Origin of the sequence: Robertmurraya dakarensis (genome assembly GCF_900156875.1) — a bacterium.
GTDB classification, from domain to species: Bacteria; Bacillota; Bacilli; order Bacillales; family Cytobacillaceae; genus Robertmurraya; species Robertmurraya dakarensis.
Window position 1 is genome coordinate 1,219,942 of sequence record NZ_LT707408.1, and the last position, 15,703, is coordinate 1,235,644.

Below are 15,703 nucleotides of genomic sequence, written 5' to 3' on the forward strand. Positions count from 1 at the left end.
CTTTTCTTCGAGGTGTGTTTAAGTTGCCGACCAAACGAGCTACTCCCGATCTGATCTTAATTATCGTTACTTTTACTTTGCTTGCCACTGGATTAATCATGGTTTATAGTGCAAGCGCCATTTGGGCAGAGTACAAATTTGATGATTCATTTTTCTTCGCAAAGAGACAGCTATTATTTGCAGGTGTCGGGATTGTAACCATGTTTGTCTTTATGAACGTTGACTATTGGACATGGAAGAAATTCGCTAAAGTCATGCTAATAGTATGTTTCGTCCTCTTAATCCTTGTTTTAATTCCGGGAATAGGGAATGTAAGAAATGGTTCAAGAAGCTGGATTGGAGTGGGAGCTTTCTCCATACAGCCTTCGGAATTCATGAAGCTTGCAATGATTGCTTTTTTAGCAAAATATCTGTCAGAAAACCAAAAGAATATTACTTCTTTTAAGAAGGGACTTGTTCCTTCTTTGAGCTTAGTATTTCTAGCGTTCGGAATGATTATGCTTCAGCCGGACTTAGGAACAGGTACGGTAATGGTTGGCACCTGTATTGTAATGATTTTTATTTCTGGTGCCAGGATAAGTCACTTTATTGGATTGGGATTTGTCGGGCTAATAGGGTTTGTAGCTCTAATTGCTTCCGCCCCATATCGAATTAAGAGGATTACTTCCTTTTTAGATCCATGGTCAGATCCGCAAGGCAGCGGTTTCCAAATCATCCAGTCATTATATGCGATTGGACCAGGAGGGTTATTTGGATTAGGGCTTGGACAAAGCAGGCAAAAGTTCTTTTATTTACCTGAACCACAAACAGATTTTATATTTGCGATTCTTGCTGAAGAATTAGGATTTATCGGTGGATCATTCGTACTCCTATTATTTGCTCTTTTGTTATGGCGGGGAATTAGGATAGCACTAGGAGCTCCTGACTTATTTGGCAGCTTTTTAGCAGTTGGGATAATCGCAATGATTGCCATTCAAGTTATGATTAATATTGGCGTTGTTACAGGATTAATGCCTGTCACAGGGATTACGCTGCCATTCCTAAGCTATGGGGGATCGTCTTTAACGCTAATGCTCATGGCAATAGGTGTTTTGCTAAATGTCAGCCGCCATTCAAGATATTAACGTAAGTTAGAGCCCTGTTAATCAGGGTTTCTTTATGTTTTGGAACGAATTATATACTTCGCAAAATAATCTTTTTTTTTGTACAATGAAATAGCACATCTTTTTGTTCTGCAACTTTGATTGCAGCCATATTAAAATTAAATGACAAAATCATTTGTTTGTCTGTAGTTTGACGATCATATAGTAAAATGGGGAAGGTTAAACCTTCTAATTAATCCATATTACTCTCTTTGAAGAGGTGAAAAAATGCGCATTGTAGTCAGTGGCGGAGGTACTGGAGGCCATATTTATCCAGCTTTAGCTTTAATACGGGAGATTAAAAAGCAAGAAGGCTCGCATCAGTTTTTGTATATAGGTACTGAACAAGGGTTAGAGAGCCGGATTGTAAAAAAGGAACAAATACCATTTAAATCGATACATATAACCGGATTCAAAAGGAAAATCTCGTTTGATAATGTGAAAACGATTTTGCGATTTTTAAAGGGTGTTCGTGATAGTAAAAAAATGTTGAAGGAATTTAAAGCAGATGTCGTAATAGGTACAGGGGGATATGTTTGCGGGCCGGTTGTGTATGCAGCAGCCAAGATGGGAATACCGACTATTATCCATGAACAAAATAGTGTCCCTGGCTTAACTAATAAATTTTTAAGCCGTTATGTCAATAAAATAGCTATTTGTTTTGATGATGCAAAGGAGTACTTTCCTAAGGAAAAGGTGATTTTAACAGGAAATCCACGTGCGTCTGAAGTATTGGGTCAAGATGGAATCCGCGGACGTCTTTCAGTTGGATTAAAAGCCGATCTACCGGCTGTTTTAATTTTTGGAGGCAGCAGAGGAGCTAGACCCATAAATGAGGCCGTAGTAAAATCACTCTCAGAGCTTGGTGCGAAACCATACCAGGTTTTATATGTGACTGGAGATGCCCATTTTAGTGAAGTTCAAAAAGAGATTGAACTGGTTGGCAATCCAGATAATGTTGTGATAAAACCTTATATAGATAATATGCCTGAAGTATTGGCTGGTATTGATTTGACGGTTTCACGGGCGGGTGCTACTACACTCGCTGAATTAACATCACTTGGAATACCAAGCATCTTAATACCAAGCCCTTACGTTACTAATAATCATCAAGAAAAAAATGCAAGAGCTTTAAGTGAACGTGATGCAGCATATCTGTTGCTGGAAAAAGACTTAACAGGTCATAAACTAGTAGAACAAATAGACTCAGTACTAATGGATGAAAACCGGTTAAAGTCAATGAAAAAGAGTGCCAAGGAATTGGGAATACCAGATGCTGCAATGAGAGTGTATAAATTAATGGAGGAGATTACTGTACAGAAATGAATGTAGCCTTCATTTCCTCCTTGCATATGATGAAATAACCCATTTTTTGAAAGGGAGGGTAATATGAACGAGCTAATTTCAGAACTAAAACAACTGAATGTTGGCGTCATTAAGGAAAATGAACCATTATCAAAACATACAACGATTAAAATTGGTGGTCCAGCTGATTATCTAATTGAACCTTCTTCCATAGAAAATATTCAAAAAACCATGGAGCTGATCCGAAAGTTTGGCGTAAAATGGAGAGCGATTGGCAGAGGCTCGAACTTACTTGTTTCCGACCAGGGAATCGAAGGGATTGTTATAAAGCTTGGAGCTGGATTAGACCAATTAGAGATCAATGGAACAGAGGTGGAAGCCGGCGGGGGCTACTCCTTGGTCAGGCTGGCAACTACGTTAAGTAGAAAGGGCCTGTCAGGATTGGAATTTGCAAGTGGTATTCCCGGTTCAGTTGGGGGAGCAGTCTATATGAATGCAGGCGCCCATGGTTCCGATATTTCTAAAATTCTTACGAAAGCTCTTATTTTATTTGAAGATGGAAATTTAGAGTGGCTATCAAATAAAGAATTGGAATTTTCCTATAGAACCTCTTGTTTACAAAAAAAGCGGCCTGGAATCGTGCTATCTGCTGTTTTTCAGTTAACAGAGGGGAATAAGGAAGAAATAACAGCTGTGATGCAAAAAAATAAGGATTACCGGAAAGAAACACAGCCTTGGAACTTTCCGTGTGCAGGCAGTATTTTTCGTAACCCGCTGCCACATTATGCGGGTAAGCTGATTGAAGATGCCGGGCTAAAAGGCCATTCTATCGGCGGGGCGAAAATTTCCGAAATGCATGGGAATTTTATAGTTAATAACGGAGATGCAAAAGCAGAAGACGTTCTTGATCTTATACAGTATGTGAAAGATAAAATTTATGAATTGTATCAGGTTAAGATGGAAACTGAAGTAGAGATTATCGGAAAAAAGTAACAAATATCTTCTTACTTCTACCATATTTATGGTATAATATTTTTCTAGATATGACCTATGTTAATGGGTGGAAAGCAGGGATAACGGCATGAGAGATCGTGCCGTTGTTTTCTCTTTTTAGATAGAAGAATTACGCTGTTTAGAATTGGACAAGCTCATAAGATAAATGCGCTGAAGAGGGGTGAAAGGATTGGATAACGAAAAGGTCGTCTCCTTGGAAGATCGTATTCCTAAGCTTAAACAACAAAGACGGAAAAAAGCTAATAAGAGGCTTATTTTTCTCTTACTACTCTTTTTTGTGCTGATTGCTTGTGTTGTTTATTTCCAATCACCACTTAGTCATGTTAACAAAATAGAGGTAGAAGGGAATCGGGTGTACACTGATGAAGAAATTATTTCAAAAAGCAGTGTATCAAAAAATTCAAGTATTTGGAATGTTGATGAAAAAGGGATAAAATCTAAAATATCAGAACTAACTGAAATTAAATCGGTTGATGTTAGGACTAAGATGCCAAATGCTGTTGTCATTAGTGTGGAGGAATGGAGAAGAATTGCCTATTTGTTAAATGAAGGCGATTTTTTGCCTATTTTAGAAAATGGAGATATTCTTGAAAAAGAGACTGGTAAGACACCTGTGAGTGCTCCTATACTCTTCAGTTTTCCTGAAGGAGATGTAACTGAGGAGATGATCAGGGGATTAGAGACAATACCTGAAGAAGTTCTCAACTCAATTTCAGAAATTCATTATTCACCAAAGGAAACAGATAAAACTCATATTACCCTATTTATGAATGATGGCTTTGAAGTAAGTGCCTCTATTAGGACCTTTGCTGAAAATATGATCCATTACCCTTCTATTGTCAGCCAATTGGATCCAGCAATAAAAGGGATAATTGATCTTGAAGTTCCCTATTTCAGTCCGTATGAATTGAAAGGTGCTGAGGAAGAGAGTGAAAAAGAAGAAGGGTAGTTACGTCATTCTCTCGTTAGTTTGTTTAGTATTAGGCTTTTTAGTTGCATTTTCATACCATTTAACGCAGAAAACTGATAATCGCGAGATTTCTAATCGACAATGGGAACGGGATATGGACTTGAGGAATGAATTGATTGCACAAGAAGAAAGAAATCGAGAGCTGCAAAAAGAACTAAATAATAAGCAGGAGAAGGTAGTTGAGATTGAAGAACAACTTTCGCAGGAAGAACAAGTCTTTTTTAATCTTGCTGAAGATGCGGAAAGATATCGAATATTTCTCGGGAAAGTAAAAGTAAAAGGTCCAGGAGTTACCGTAACACTTAGAGATGGCCAGTATAACCCAAATGAAACCAATATTAATAATTATATTGTTCATGAACATCATGTATTTAGTGTTATTAATGAGCTTTATATTTCAGGTGCTGCTGCGATTGCTGTTAACGGACAAAGGTTATCGCATAATTCTTATATTGTGTGTAATGGTCCTGTCATCGAGGTTGATGGCTATCCTCATCCAGCACCATTTGAAATTACAGCAATCGGTGATCCGGAAGTGCTATCTTCCGCGTTGGATTTAATCGGCGGGGTTAAAGATAGATTAGTAAATGAGAACATCGATTTTAAATTGGAAAAGAAGCAGGAAATTGTTTTAGATCCACTCCTAGGTACTTGAATCTCTGTATAGAGATATTAGGTATTGGACAAGAAATGGGTGAAAGTGATTTAAAAATCTTTCTTTCCACATTTCATTTCTGCTATCCGCGCATATCTCTCCATGTCCACAAAAAAGTAGAAGGTTAGGTGATTCCGTGGGCAAAAAAAGCATCAGCTTAACGTTTATTACTTTAATCGTGGGTTTCATGCTGGCGATTCAATTCCAAAGTGTTCAGGAACCTGTTGTGCGTGACACCCGTGATACGTGGCAGCTGCGTGAAGATTTGCAAAAGGAAAAGGATCTTCAAGCGAGACTGATTAGAGAAATACGTTCTAATGAAGAAAAACTCGCCCAATACGAAACTGAGAGAAAGCAAAGCAAAGAAGAAGCTTTAAGAAACACATTAAATGAACTAAAGGAAGAAGTCGGTTTAACAGATGTAACGGGACCCGGAGTGAAATTGTACATAGATAAAGTCAATGAAGGATTATATCTGGAAAATGTTGAGGCATCTATATCACCCGATTCATTAAAGAGATTACTGAATGAAATCAATATGTATGGGGCAAAACATGTTTCGGTAGGCGGGCAGAGAGTAATCAATACGACAGTGATACGGGAGATTGCAGGTGAAACAAAAATCAATGGACGATCTCTTAAATCGTTTCCAATCGAAATACTAATCGTAACGGAAGACTTCCAAACAGCAAAGAAATTAGCTAACCGCATGGAGGTCTCCGAAGTTGCGGAGGAGTTTTTTATTGATAACTTGACTGTAAATGTTCTTAAGCCTGAGATGAAGATTACTGTTCCTGCCTATGAAGATGTAATTCGTGTAAGAAATATTGAAGCCGTGAAATCAGAATAAGTAACGATGTTTACTGGAATCATTATTTCGGCGTAACTTTGAAAAAAGGAGAAAGTGAACATGTGGCTTCCTGTGTTAGGCTTGATAATAGGGGTACTCTTAGGCTTTCTAACAGATTTTAGTATTCCAGTGGAATATTCAGATTATCTTTCCATAGCTATACTTGCTGCATTGGATACATTATTTGGCGGAATTCGTGCACACCTGCAAAATATCTATGATGAAAAAGTATTTGTTTCGGGTTTCTTCTTTAATATTTTGTTAGCTGCAAGTTTAGCTTTTCTCGGTGTTCATCTTGGTGTAGACTTGTATTTAGCAGCAGTTTTTGCATTTGGAGTAAGGCTATTTCAAAACATTGCGGTTATTCGTAGAATATTAATTACAAAATGGTCTGCAAAAGAATAAAAAATAGAAAAAAATTGATTTTTTAAAAGGGAAAATACCAGTTTTGCCGAATAATTTTATAGATAACCCTAATGATAATTATTTTTCTAGCAAGGATTGTTGTTCAATAATTGAATTGCATAAGAGGAGGTGCCAGAGAGAATGAACAGCAACGACATATACGTAAGTCTTGACATCGGTACATCCAGTGTAAAAGTCATCATTGGTGAAATGGTCAATGATGCTTTGAATATTATTGGTGTTGGTAATGTAAAATCAGAAGGATTAAGAAAAGGCTCCATTGTTGATATAGATGAAACCGTTCATTCGATTAAAAGAGCAGTTGAACAGGCTGAAAGAATGATAGGAATGGAGATTAATCAAGTGATTGTAGGTGTGGCCGGAAATCACGTAATGCTCCAGCCTTGTCATGGTGTTGTAGCTGTTTCAAGCGATAATCGAGAGATTACGGATGATGATGTTGCCCGAGTGATTGATGCTGCCCAGGTCGTATCAATTCCTCCTGAACGAGAAATCATTGATGTAATACCAAAACAATTCATCGTGGATGGCCTTGATGAAATTAGTGACCCAAGAGGGATGATTGGTGTCCGATTAGAAATGGAAGGTACAATTATAACAGGTTCTAAAACAAACCTCCACAATACATTACGATGTGTAGAAAAAGCAGGACTTGAAATTTTGGATATCACTCTTCAGCCATTAGCTGCAGGTTCATTTGCCCTATCAAAGGATGAAAAAAATTTGGGTGTGGCACTTGTTGATATTGGCGGAGGGTCGACAACAATCGCAGTTTTTGAACAAGGACATTTAAAGGCAACAAGTATGATTCCAATTGGAGGAGATCATATTACAAAAGATCTTTCGATTGGACTGCGAACTTCCACAGAAGATGCGGAGAAGATTAAAGTTAAGCATGGCTATGCCTTTTATGATCATGCATCAGAAGAGGAAGTTTTTAGCGTACCAATTATTGGGAGTGATCAACACCAGCAATTTAATCAGCTTGAGGTTTCTGATATCATTGAAGCAAGGATGGAAGAGATCTTTGATCTGATTCAATCTGAAATCAGAAGGATGGGCATTCAGGATCTGCCTGGAGGCTATGTTCTTGCAGGTGGAGTGGCTAATACAGAAGGAATTCTTGAATTAGCTCAGGTTATTTTTCAAAATCGAGTACGAATTGCTATACCAGATTACATAGGGGTTCGTGAACCGCAATACACAACAGCTGTTGGTTTAATAAAATTTGCCTATAAGAATGCAAAAGTACAGGGCAGAGCATTAAACAGTCATTCTTCAGCTTTCGAGCCTAATGAAAAGAGGATTCAAAAACAACCGCAACCGAAACCAAAGCCGGAAAAAGAGCCGGAGGAAAAAATAACATCTAGAGTTAAAAAGTTCTTTGGTTACTTTTTTGAATAATTGATTGCTGTATGGTGCAGTTTGCTTTTGCAGTATCTATTCAAAATTGAAACTGTCAAGTGGACAACCTCTGTTTTAAGAGCATGAGTTATTCACTTGTGGGACCGATTATTAGGCTATCAGGAATATCGACGAATTAGGAGGATTTGTCATGTTGGAATTTGATACAAATTTAGATTCATTAGCAACGATAAAAGTTATTGGCGTTGGTGGCGGCGGGAATAATGCGGTAAACCGTATGATTGAGCACGGGGTACAGGGTGTAGAATTTATTGCCGTTAATACTGATGCGCAAGCATTAAACTTATCTAAAGCTGAAGTGAAAATGCAAATCGGCGGGAAGCTAACGAGAGGCCTTGGAGCCGGAGCTAACCCTGAAGTAGGTAAAAAAGCAGCTGAAGAAAGTAAAGAGCAAATTGAACAAGCATTGAACGGTGCAGATATGGTGTTTGTTACTGCTGGAATGGGTGGTGGAACAGGAACTGGTGCAGCTCCAGTAATCGCCCAAATTGCCCGAGATTTAGGTGCTTTGACGGTTGGAGTAGTAACTAGACCTTTTACATTTGAAGGCAGAAAGCGTTCGACACAGGCTGCTGGCGGAATCCAAGCGATGAAAGAGGCAGTAGATACATTAATTGTTATTCCAAATGACAGACTGTTAGAAATCGTTGATAAGAGTACGCCAATGCTTGAAGCGTTCCGTGAAGCAGATAATGTACTGCGACAAGGTGTACAGGGTATTTCAGATTTAATTGCTGTACCAGGGCTTATTAATCTTGACTTTGCCGACGTAAAAACAATTATGTCTAATAAAGGTTCCGCTCTTATGGGGATCGGTGTCTCTTCAGGTGAAAACCGGGCTACAGAGGCTGCTAAAAAAGCAATTTCTTCTCCATTGCTAGAAACATCTATTGATGGAGCTCAAGGTGTATTAATGAACATTACCGGCGGTTCGAACTTAAGCTTATATGAAGTGCAAGAAGCGGCAGATATTGTAGCATCTGCTTCTGACCAAGAAGTGAACATGATTTTTGGTTCCGTTATTAATGAAAATCTCAAAGATGAGATCGTGGTAACGGTCATCGCAACAGGGTTCAGTGAAGAAGTAGCTCAACCAAAGCCGATCAGACCATCATTTGGAGGTGCTGTAAAGCCGAGTGGAGTTGAAAAACCGCAGAGAGTACAAAAGAGAGAAGAAGAACACCATGAGCCTGTTCGAACGACGCAACAGCCTCAGCACGAAGATACACTAGATATTCCTACGTTCTTAAGAAACCGAAATCGAAGAAGATAATTTTGGCGGCGTTTTAGGCTGCTAATGGGAACTTCTTACAATAAACTGTCTAAAAAGCATGGTTACTATGACCATGCTTTTTTATATCATAAATAGTCAACTTAAGGTTAGAGATCAAAGGAGTTAATTTCGTCAATACAAAAATCTAAATATTCAAAAAATAAATATTGACAAAATCCGAACGTAATAGTGAAAATTTCTGCTTTTTTGTTTCAGAAAGTGACACACTTCCAAGGTGATGGTGCGCTATACTTTTTCATAACAGATTGCTAGATAGGCAAATGCCATTTAAGTGCTGCTCTTAATCTATTAGGGTAGGTGAAAATATAGATTTAAGAATTATTCGCCTATGTGAGTTAGGGGGAAAGATATTGACCATCTATTTGGATGTCATATGGGCACTCAATTTTTTATTTGACAGTTTGTTATTATACTTAACAGCTATCATCCTGAAACGAGATATTAGCTATTGGCGGCTTTTTATTGGCGGCTTTGTTGGTTCAATCATTATTTTATTATCCCTCACCCCATTACATGCCTATTCTAGCCACCCGTTTAGTAAATTATTTTTTTCAGCACTCATGGTTTTAGCTGTTTTTGGCTACAAACGTTTAAGTTACTTTGTGAGCGGTCTTATGACACTATATTTAACGACATTTTTAATCGGTGGTGCATTGATTGGTGCCCATTACTTTATTCAATTTGATTTAGAGTTATCCACAAATGTTCTATTAGGAAGTGTACAAGGATTTGGAGATCCAATCAGTTGGCTGTTCGTCATACTTGGCTTTCCTATCGCCTGGCACCTTTCAAAAAGAGGGGTGGAAAAAATTGAAATGACAAAAATTCAATACGATCAGCTTGTTAATGTCAAGATCAAAATATTAGAAGCGGAAATGCATTTTAAAGGTCTTATCGATAGTGGAAATCAATTATATGATCCGATATCAAAGTTGCCTGTCATGTTCATTTCTTTAAAAAATAGATTAACAGAATCTCCCGAAACCATTTGTAAAATAGCTAGTGATTCAGAGTCAATCATTTTAGGTGATGAAGAGCTTTCACCAGAGCTTGAACATAAAATGAAAATTATTCCGTATAAGGTTGTTGGACAAGAACATCAGCTTATTATTGCTTTAAAACCAGATGAAATATTAATTGAAAAGGGTGATGAATGGATATCGGTTGAAAAAGGTCTCGTTTCATTTACTTTACAGCAGCTCTCATCTGACGATGCATTTCAATGTATTATTCACCCGAAGATGCTAACCGAAACGAAAAAGGTTAAAACGGCAGAAAAAGTAAGTTAACTAACCTAATAAGAAAATCATAATGACGAGGAGGAAAATAGATGAAAAAATTGAAACTTCGCTTTTCCTACTATTGGTATAAACTTTTAATAAAATTAGGGTTAAAGACAGATGAAGTATACTATATCGGTGGAAGCGAAGCTCTGCCTCCTCCTTTATCAAAGGAAGAAGAAGAAGTACTGTTAGAGAAGCTTCCTAAAGGGGATAAAGCAGCAAGATCTATTTTAATCGAACGAAATCTTAGACTAGTTGTCTATATTGCAAGGAAGTTTGAAAACACCGGAATAAACATCGAGGATTTAATCAGCATTGGGACGATAGGATTAATTAAGGCTGTTAACACATTTAATCCTGAAAAGAAAATTAAATTAGCTACATATGCTTCAAGATGTATAGAAAATGAGATTCTTATGTACTTAAGAAGAAATAATAAAATCAGGTCAGAGGTTTCTTTTGATGAGCCATTAAACATTGATTGGGATGGCAATGAATTATTACTTTCTGATGTGTTAGGGACAGAAGAAGATATTATTACAAAGAACTTAGAAGCAACTGTTGATAAGAAGCTATTAATGAAAGCCCTTCACCAGCTGTCTGATCGTGAGAAACAAATTATGGAGCTGAGATTTGGGCTGGGAACGGGTGAAGAAAAAACACAAAAGGACGTAGCCGATATGTTAGGAATATCACAATCCTATATCTCGAGATTAGAAAAAAGAATCATAAAGCGTTTGAAAAAGGAATTTAATAAAATGGTTTAATTTTTAAAACATTTTGGATATGACAGGATTTAGAAAAAATTTTACGTGCAGGAACCCTCTTTAAATCAAGTCTTATTGAGATTTATTCCTTTTGGTTAACAATTTGAGTCATGTCACATTGTGCATATTTTTCCTCTTCAAGGAGATACTGTTTTTTGTACAGCAACTCCTGTGAGGAGGGAATAGAATTGACTCGAAATAAAGTTGAAATTTGCGGTGTTGACACATCAAAGCTTCCGGTATTAAAGAACGAAGAAATGAGAGAGCTCTTCAAGCAAATGCAAAATGGGGACCTATCCGCACGGGAAAAACTCGTCAATGGAAATTTACGTTTAGTATTGAGTGTTATTCAGCGTTTTAATAATAGAGGCGAGTTTGTAGATGACCTATTCCAGGTTGGCTGTATCGGCCTGATGAAATCAATTGATAACTTTGATTTAGGTCAAAATGTGAAATTTTCTACCTATGCAGTCCCTATGATCATTGGTGAAATCCGGCGCTATTTAAGAGACAATAATCCGATCCGGGTTTCTAGGTCCTTAAGGGATATTGCCTACAAGGCACTGCAGGTTAGGGAAAAGTTGATGAGTGAAACATCGAAGGAACCAACAGCTGCAGAAATTGCGAAAGTACTAGATGTCCCACATGAAGAAATCGTCTTTGCTCTCGATGCGATTCAAGATCCTGTATCATTGTTTGAACCGATTTACAATGATGGCGGGGACCCGATCTATGTAATGGACCAGCTTAGTGACGAAAAGAACAAGGATATCCAATGGATTGAGGAGATTGCTTTAAAAGAAGGCATGCGGCGCTTAAATGAAAGAGAAAAGCTTATTCTGCGCAAGAGATTCTTCCAAGGTAAAACTCAAATGGAAGTAGCTGAAGAAATAGGAATTTCTCAGGCTCAAGTATCACGATTAGAAAAAGCAGCAATTAAACAAATGAATAAGAATATACAAAGCTGAGCTGCCTTTAATGGCAGCTCTTTTTACGTCAAAAATAATTCCAAAGAAAACTCATTTTTACCCTATCCCTTTACATATATATAGAGTAGAGGGAAAAGCGGGAGTTGATAATCTTGGTGAGAATTTCTGAATTTCAGATCAAGGATGTCATAAATATTTCGGATGGGAAAAAGCTAGGGGTCATAGAGGATATTGAAATTAATATCAATACTGGAAGAATAGAAGCGATTATTGTTGGCGGAGCAAGCAGGGTACTCGGACTTTTTGGAAAGGATCAAGAATTTGTTATTTCTTGGAAAAACATTTTAAAAATTGGAGAAGATGTCATTTTAGTACGTCATAGAGATATAAATGAGATAAAGTATATTGAAGAGAAATAGCATGTTGAGAGGACAGGCCAGAATCTGACAAATTAAGTGATATGCCTGTAAACTTCGATAAAATTCCCTCTTAATACTGTGACCGATACAGCTTATATGGTAAACTATAGAAAACAAGAGGTACCGAAATATGGAACCATTTTTTTTAGAAAATAAAGAATACTTTCTTATTAAAGGCTGGTCTGAAAAAACGAACAGCCTAGTTGCAGGTTTTACTACAAAAAATGGCGGTTATAGCTCTACCACCTACTCATCCTTTAATTTTGGATTTCATGTAGGTGATGAAGCAGACGCTGTTTGTAAAAATCGCGAAGTACTATCTGAACACATTGAGTTTCCTACTGATTCATGGGTAGGCGCGCAGCAAACACATGACATAAAGATTAAAAAAATAACGCAGCAGGATAAAGGGGCAGGAGCTATATCCTATGACGATGCTTTTAAAGGGATTGATGGTTTTTTTACAAGAGCAGACGGTGTTCTATTAACTCTCTGCTTTGCTGATTGTGTTCCTCTATACTTTTATGCACCAGAACATCATGCGATTGGGATTGCCCATGCAGGATGGAAAGGGTCAGTTAATGGAATTGCAGCAGAAATGGTACAGACATTTGAGGAAGAAGGAATCCCTGCTTGCGACTTATCCGTCGTCATTGGTCCGTCAATTTGCGAAAATTGTTATATTGTTGATGGCAGGGTTATAGAACTTGTCAATAAAAGACTAGAGAATGTCGAACAAAAAACTTATAATTTAGTAAAAGAAAATCAATATAAATTAGATTTAAAGGAATTGAATAGAATCATCCTGACCAATACAGGCGTGAAAAATGAACATATCTCCATCACGAAGTATTGTACCAGCTGCCACAGTCAGCATTTTTATTCCCATAGGCGTGACAATGGGAGTACAGGGCGGATGATGAGCTTTATTGGCTGGAAGGAGGAGTAATATCAGTCATGCGAGTAGCTGAAAATCTAGAACAGATACAGAAGCAAATAGAAGCAGCGTGCAAAAATAGTAATCGAAATCCAGATGATATAAAAATTATTGCAGTAACAAAATATGTTTCTCTAAACAGAGCAAAGGAAGCAGTGGAAGCTGGTGTTACCCATTTAGGCGAAAATAGAGAAGAAGGTTTGCTGCCAAAATGGGAGGTTTTAAAGGACAAGCCTACTTGGCATTTCATTGGGTCACTGCAAACGAGAAAAGTAAAAAATATTATAGATAAAGTAGACTATATTCATTCAATGGACAGACTCTCTCTCGCTAAAGAGATACATAAAAGAGCGGATGGGCCTGTAAAATGTTTCGTTCAAGTAAAAACTTCTGATGAAGAAACGAAGCATGGACTTGCCGTTGATGAAGTCCTGGATTTTATTAAAAAGCTAAATGATTTTCCAAATATAGTGGTCGTTGGCTTAATGACGATGGCGCCATTTACTTCTAATGAAGCCGTTTTAAGAAACTGCTTTAGGACACTAAAAGAGCTCCAAAACCAAGTTCAACATCTTAACTTAGAATATGCTCCTTGTCACGAACTTTCCATGGGCATGTCCAACGATTTTGCCATTGCTATTGAAGAAGGTGCAACAATGGTACGTATAGGAACCGCCCTTGTTGGCGAAAAAGAGGAGTGATTAATCATGAGTTTAAAATCTAAAATTAAGACATTTTTCTTCCTAGATGACGAATATGACTATGATGATGAAGAGAGTTATGAAGAGGAACCAGCAACTGCCCCTAAAACGCAAAAGCAATCTGTTCAAAAGCAAAACGTAGTCAGTCTTCAAAGTGTTCAAAAATCATCAAAGGTTGTTTTAGTCGAGCCGCGTATTTATGCAGAAGCACAGGATATTGCCGACCAATTAAAAAATCGCCGTGCAGTAGTGGTTAACCTTCAAAGGATTGACCGTGAGCAAGCGAAGCGGATTGTTGATTTCCTTAGTGGAACTGTCTATGCAGTTGGGGGAGATATTCAAAAAATTGGGACAGATATTTTTCTTTGTACCCCAGATAATATCGAAGTGTCAGGGTCTATTACACAAATATTACAAGAAACAGAATACGATGATGCGAGGTGGTAGCAGTACATGGCTTTAGTTGTTAATATTTTAGCGACAATAATCTCTTATTACTCTTGGGCTCTAATAATTTATATCTTGCTTTCTTGGTTTCCAAATGCAAGGGAATCTTCAATTGGACAATTTCTAGCAAGGATATGTGAACCATACCTAGAACCTTTCAGAAAAATTATTCCTCCGCTAGGGATGATTGATATATCACCAATCGTAGCTATTTTAGTTTTAAGATTTGCGACTAGTGGATTATACCAGCTATACTATTGGTTTGTTTAAGTATTTAAAGGGCTTCTAACAGCCCTTTTTCCATTGATAATGAAAATATATTGGGTGATTTAAGATGGATATATATCAGCATTTTCGCAAGCATGAACGTGAATTTATTGATCAGGTATTGCAATGGAAAATGAATGTAGAGGACACCTATAGCCCGAAGCTAACCGATTTTCTTGATCCAAGAGAACAAGAGATAGTCAGAACCATAATCGGAAGTCAAGGAGTTGTTAAAGTTGAGTTCTTTGGCGGAGCTGCAGACTGTGAAAGAAAAAGGGCATTTGTTTTTCCAGAATACATAGAAGCAGAGCAGGAAGATTTTCGAATTGTATTATTTGAAATAGAATATCCTAAAAAGTTTGTAACCATTGAGCACCCTCAAGTGCTTGGCAGCCTGATGTCATTAGGGCTGAAAAGAAGTAAATTTGGGGATATTCTAACGGAGGATTCGACTATTCATTTTTTTGTAAATGAAGAAGTAAGCGATTATATTAAGCTTCAGCTTACATCAATCGGGCGTTCCTCTGTTTCGCTGAAAGAATTGCCCCTAAATCAAGCGATTGGGGTAAAGAGCAGCTGGCAGGAAATGACTACGACGGTTTCGTCCCTTCGATTAGATGCACTTGTTTCCGCGATTTATAATATCTCACGACAAAAATCTCAAACATTGATTGGACAGGGATTAGTAAAGTTAAATTGGACAAGTATTGAAAATCCCGCAGTTGAATGTGGAGTAGCAGATGTTCTTTCTGTAAGAGGACATGGACGTGCAAAACTCATCAGCATCGAAGGTAAGACTAAAAAAGATAAGTGGCGGATAGTAGCAGGAAAACAAAGATAGTTTCCCAGGCGGATTCGCTGATACCATAAGC

The 15,703-nt window shown here is 37.6% G+C and carries 18 protein-coding genes; all 18 read left to right on the plus strand.

Annotated features, from left to right (window positions below):
- The first annotated feature begins 23 nt into the window (after positions 1-23).
- The 18 genes from spoVE (at position 24) to CZ487_RS07235 (ending at position 15,672) form a co-directional block, all read left to right on the plus strand.
- On the plus strand, positions 24-1,124 hold the full coding sequence (spoVE, locus tag CZ487_RS07150) for a stage V sporulation protein E (RefSeq protein ID WP_077211436.1): 1,101 nt from the start codon (positions 24-26) through the stop codon (positions 1,122-1,124).
- A 246-nt stretch (positions 1,125-1,370) separates the two neighbouring features.
- The gene (gene murG / locus CZ487_RS07155; protein ID WP_077211437.1) at positions 1,371-2,468 is read left to right on the plus strand and encodes an undecaprenyldiphospho-muramoylpentapeptide beta-N-acetylglucosaminyltransferase; all 1,098 of its coding nucleotides are present in this window, start codon (positions 1,371-1,373) and stop codon (positions 2,466-2,468) included.
- Between the two features lie 63 nt (positions 2,469-2,531).
- Positions 2,532-3,440, plus strand: a complete 909-nt coding sequence (murB, locus tag CZ487_RS07160) for a UDP-N-acetylmuramate dehydrogenase (protein WP_077211438.1) — start codon at positions 2,532-2,534, stop codon at positions 3,438-3,440.
- A 181-nt stretch (positions 3,441-3,621) separates the two neighbouring features.
- A complete protein-coding gene (locus CZ487_RS07165) occupies positions 3,622-4,410 on the plus strand; it encodes a cell division protein FtsQ/DivIB (protein ID WP_337189732.1) in 789 nt (262 codons plus the stop codon).
- Positions 4,391-5,086 (plus strand): DUF881 domain-containing protein, encoded by a 696-nt coding sequence (locus tag CZ487_RS07170; protein ID WP_237562812.1) that lies wholly within the window; start codon positions 4,391-4,393, stop codon positions 5,084-5,086. The genes CZ487_RS07165 and CZ487_RS07170 overlap by 20 nt, the downstream gene beginning before the upstream one ends.
- A 136-nt stretch (positions 5,087-5,222) precedes the next feature.
- Positions 5,223-5,936, plus strand: coding sequence for a DUF881 domain-containing protein (locus CZ487_RS07175; RefSeq protein ID WP_237562813.1), 714 nt, complete (start codon positions 5,223-5,225; stop codon positions 5,934-5,936).
- 60 nt (positions 5,937-5,996) lie between these two features.
- Entirely contained in the window at positions 5,997-6,341 is a 345-nt protein-coding gene (locus CZ487_RS07180; protein ID WP_077211440.1) for a small basic family protein, read from the plus strand.
- A 141-nt stretch (positions 6,342-6,482) separates the two neighbouring features.
- Positions 6,483-7,766, plus strand: a complete 1,284-nt coding sequence (gene ftsA, locus CZ487_RS07185) for a cell division protein FtsA (protein ID WP_077211441.1) — start codon at positions 6,483-6,485, stop codon at positions 7,764-7,766.
- A 151-nt stretch (positions 7,767-7,917) separates the two neighbouring features.
- Entirely contained in the window at positions 7,918-9,060 is a 1,143-nt protein-coding gene (gene ftsZ, locus CZ487_RS07190; protein ID WP_077211442.1) for a cell division protein FtsZ, read from the plus strand.
- 371 nt (positions 9,061-9,431) lie between these two features.
- The gene (spoIIGA, locus tag CZ487_RS07195) at positions 9,432-10,370 is read left to right on the plus strand and encodes a sigma-E processing peptidase SpoIIGA (RefSeq protein WP_077211443.1); all 939 of its coding nucleotides are present in this window, start codon (positions 9,432-9,434) and stop codon (positions 10,368-10,370) included.
- 41 nt (positions 10,371-10,411) lie between these two features.
- The gene (sigE, locus tag CZ487_RS07200) at positions 10,412-11,131 is read left to right on the plus strand and encodes an RNA polymerase sporulation sigma factor SigE (protein ID WP_077211444.1); all 720 of its coding nucleotides are present in this window, start codon (positions 10,412-10,414) and stop codon (positions 11,129-11,131) included.
- 188 nt (positions 11,132-11,319) lie between these two features.
- Complete coding sequence (gene sigG / locus CZ487_RS07205) at positions 11,320-12,099, plus strand: RNA polymerase sporulation sigma factor SigG (protein ID WP_077211445.1); 780 nt, start codon at positions 11,320-11,322, stop codon at positions 12,097-12,099.
- A 113-nt stretch (positions 12,100-12,212) separates the two neighbouring features.
- Complete coding sequence (locus CZ487_RS07210; RefSeq protein WP_077211446.1) at positions 12,213-12,479, plus strand: YlmC/YmxH family sporulation protein; 267 nt, start codon at positions 12,213-12,215, stop codon at positions 12,477-12,479.
- Positions 12,480-12,609: 130 nt separating this feature from the next.
- Positions 12,610-13,428, plus strand: a complete 819-nt coding sequence (gene pgeF, locus CZ487_RS07215) for a peptidoglycan editing factor PgeF (protein ID WP_077211447.1) — start codon at positions 12,610-12,612, stop codon at positions 13,426-13,428.
- 8 nt (positions 13,429-13,436) lie between these two features.
- On the plus strand, positions 13,437-14,117 hold the full coding sequence (locus CZ487_RS07220) for a YggS family pyridoxal phosphate-dependent enzyme (protein ID WP_077211448.1): 681 nt from the start codon (positions 13,437-13,439) through the stop codon (positions 14,115-14,117).
- A 6-nt stretch (positions 14,118-14,123) separates the two neighbouring features.
- Positions 14,124-14,564, plus strand: a complete 441-nt coding sequence (locus CZ487_RS07225; protein ID WP_077211449.1) for a cell division protein SepF — start codon at positions 14,124-14,126, stop codon at positions 14,562-14,564.
- 6 nt (positions 14,565-14,570) lie between these two features.
- Positions 14,571-14,834, plus strand: a complete 264-nt coding sequence (locus CZ487_RS07230) for a YggT family protein (RefSeq protein ID WP_077211450.1) — start codon at positions 14,571-14,573, stop codon at positions 14,832-14,834.
- A gap of 64 nt (positions 14,835-14,898) precedes the next feature.
- Positions 14,899-15,672 carry a YlmH family RNA-binding protein gene (locus CZ487_RS07235; RefSeq protein ID WP_077211451.1) on the plus strand — a complete coding sequence of 258 codons (774 nt, stop codon included), beginning with the start codon at positions 14,899-14,901 and terminating at the stop codon, positions 15,670-15,672.
- Positions 15,673-15,703: the final 31 nt, after the last annotated feature.